This window comes from Pseudomonas sp. AC463 (assembly GCF_979253585.1).
Genome location: NZ_CEEDDZ010000962.1, coordinates 1 through 249, shown reverse-complemented (window position 1 = coordinate 249; position 249 = coordinate 1). Strand labels below are relative to the sequence as shown.

The window sequence follows — 249 nt, the reverse complement described above, 5'->3', positions numbered from 1 at the left end:
GATCGGCGTGACGGTCTTCGAATTCTTGCCCGCTTCGGCGACCGGCTTGCCCAGCTTGGCGGCCTGTGCGGCGAGCTTCATGTCGAGGGGCACGAGATAATCGATCTTGCGCTCGATCGAGGTTTCGAAGTCCTTGCGCGTGATCTCCGGCTGGCCGGTCCCCGCGACGCGGTTGGCGAGCACGGTGACCGAGGTGTTCGGGGCGTTGGTCTTGAACCACGAAAGCAGCCGGATCGTGTCGCGCGCCGC

General features: G+C 65.5%; 1 protein-coding gene. It reads right to left on the bottom strand.

The genetic code is table 11. The features are described 5' to 3' along the window. The coding region (locus AC0IYH_RS33095; protein WP_471838625.1) for a hypothetical protein at positions 1 to 249 on the bottom strand (249 nt) is incomplete at both ends.